Origin of the sequence: Xenorhabdus sp. PB30.3, assembly GCF_963895965.1 — a bacterium.
GTDB lineage: Bacteria > Pseudomonadota > Gammaproteobacteria > Enterobacterales > Enterobacteriaceae > Xenorhabdus > Xenorhabdus stockiae.
The window spans coordinates 1-2,510 of record NZ_CAWQMW010000082.1 but is presented as its reverse complement, the minus strand read 5'-3'; the positions used below and the strand labels follow the sequence as shown (position 1 = coordinate 2,510).

Annotated in this window: 1 protein-coding gene and 1 pseudogene; both read right to left on the bottom strand. The window is 45.0% G+C overall.

Going from position 1 to position 2,510, the window contains the following annotated elements:
* Positions 1–639: 639 nt before the first annotated feature.
* Positions 640–1,398, bottom strand: coding sequence for a TIGR03747 family integrating conjugative element membrane protein (locus tag AACX38_RS05835; RefSeq protein ID WP_228865878.1), 759 nt, complete (start codon positions 1,396–1,398; stop codon positions 640–642).
* A gap of 22 nt (positions 1,399–1,420) precedes the next feature.
* Positions 1,421–2,398: pseudogene (gene traD / locus AACX38_RS05830) on the bottom strand (conjugative transfer system coupling protein TraD); the annotation flags it as partial.
* Positions 2,399–2,510: the final 112 nt, after the last annotated feature.

The following is a 2,510-nucleotide window of genomic DNA, read 5'->3' as shown; positions in this document are numbered from 1 at the left end:
ATTGAGAATTGCTATTCATAAATATATTTAATATAGATCCACCTTTAAAAAATCAAACTAATACTGGCTAAAACCGGTGGATTAACGCAACCAAGATTGACGATTAAAATTCGTCAAGATATTCTATTTAAACAGGTATACATCAAAATATTCAAGTTCAAACTCATCGGAAAAACTGGTGGATTTGAAGCTTTCTTTTTGAAAAAACAAACAACACCCTCTGGTACTAATTAACAAATTAATCGTAACAATACAAAATTTCAAAATGCAAATACAAAACATTAAGTTATATAAATTAAGCTCATAATTAAACAGCATGAGAATTAGAGTGAATTTTTTATATACCACCACCTTTGTGTCAAAAAATTAACTGTGGATATATCAACTCCTTCACTTACCAGTATAGTAGAAGATAGTATATATAAAGAATAAAATGGTACTATACGATAATTAAAAATATAAACTACGATAATTCAGCATCAATGTATTTAAAAAATATAATATTTTTCTTAAATTGGTATCTTGCTGCCGAGTTAATTAATTGACTCAATTCATTACATACAAAAGCGCCTCCATACGACTTATCTGCTGACGCTGGAGTGCAAAACAAAAATCCGTTTTGCATGCCAGCGTCGTGCGCTATAAATACTTTTTAAACATCGACGTTGTGATCACCACCGCCATTCCCAGCAAGAGTGCCGCAGGTAGCAATATCACCGTGGGATACACCACATCCGGCCAGGATAAATACAGCACACAGGGAATGGTACAGGCGGGTTTAATGCCCCGCTTAGCATGATGGTAAACAAAACTCGATTCATAGCCTGCCCCATACCGACGTAAATCCCGCCGTCCCAGTCCGTCAACCAGTGCGACTAAAACTACCATCACAAACAGCGGAACAGACAGCACCAGAATAGCTAACCTGATTAACGTGACCATCGTGATAAACACCGTCGCCAGCGCATATTCCCGCAAATAACCCGATATATCCTGTAATACCCCATTGAATTCACGTATAAAATCATTGTGGCTATTAAGCTGATATTGGTGCTGCCCCTGTATCCAGTGCAGAAAACCACTGTCGACAAACAGCCATTGATACGCCTGCATCAACCACTCAGAGACCGTCTGTGAAGGTTCTGACAACAACAGACTCCGGGTAAATTCCGTGGATAAAAATTGCAGCTCGGTTTTCATCATCGTCTGGCTGTGAGCCGCGCCCTCATCCGGCCAGAAAAAAATCATCCCGAGGTATTCCAGTAACAGACTGAATAACCAAGACATCACAATAAAGCCAATGAGTTGCCACGGCCATTCCCATAGCGCACGATACAGCAAGCCATGCCTGCGGGGCGGTTGGGCAGGCTGACGGGACGGGTTTTCTGACTGTGCCATTTCGGAAACTACCCCTTTTTTCCCACCAGTTTTCACTGGTGCGGTAGTGCCGCCGCATATGCTCGGCGATGTTCTGCAAACTCGCCGGCATCAGGGCATCATCGTCATCACCGGTGGGCAGAGGCATGCGAATTTTCCACAGCTGCCCGCCCTCCAATAAAGCGAATGCCTGTCCTTTCGGCAGGTTAATCATCTCAGCCGGCGTCACCAGCGGTGTTTTAACCGTGCCGACCCTGTCCTGTGTAGACGAGGTAAAATCCTGCCCCTGCTCGACATCGGCAATATCCGAATGCCCTGAGACCAATGTCTTACTGTAGATTTCCACTTCCGGCAGCTGGCTGGTGAGTAACTCTGCTGTCCGGTTATCCCGCACCCGCAGCATAATCAGGGTATTGAAGTTGCCTATCACCTGCGCCGTTTTGGCCGGACTGCCGATACGGGCTTCAATATCTGAGGAGGTCTGGGTATAGGCCGTCACCTGCATACCGGCACCCCCGCCTTTATTAATCAGCGGGATAAATTCATCCCCCACCAGTTCATTGAATTCGTCACAATGCAGATTTATCGCGAGTTTTCCGTCATAGCGAACCGGCAACCCTGCATTCATGCCATATTTATAAATCTGCCCGGCCACACTAACCAAATCCGCAAACATACTGTTGCCCACTGCCGAAGCCACATCACTGTCAGACAGTGCATCCAGCCCGATATAAACAATGCCGTTTTTGCGGATCACCTGTTCCCAATCGAAAATGGGGCGCAAGTCCGCCATATTGAGATAATCCGGTGATAACAGCTCTGCGATTTTTCCTGTGGTCAGTTTTTCCAGCAGAGGCAGTAGCGAGGCGACAATTTTATCAAAATAGGTCCGGTCATAACGCACGGCTGAACGTAACCCATCCAGAATAGGGTCATAGAGCTGTTTACCGGCCTCAGAACTGAGCGTCATTTCCATTGCCCAGAGCCGGAGCGCATCCGGCTGCCCCTGCATATTGCGCGGGCTATAGCAGAATCATATTAATATGACATAATAGCTGGATTCATATGACAAAGGATAAAGTGAGATGGGCTACAGTCTGGATTTTCGAAAGAGAGTATTGGCATATAAAGAC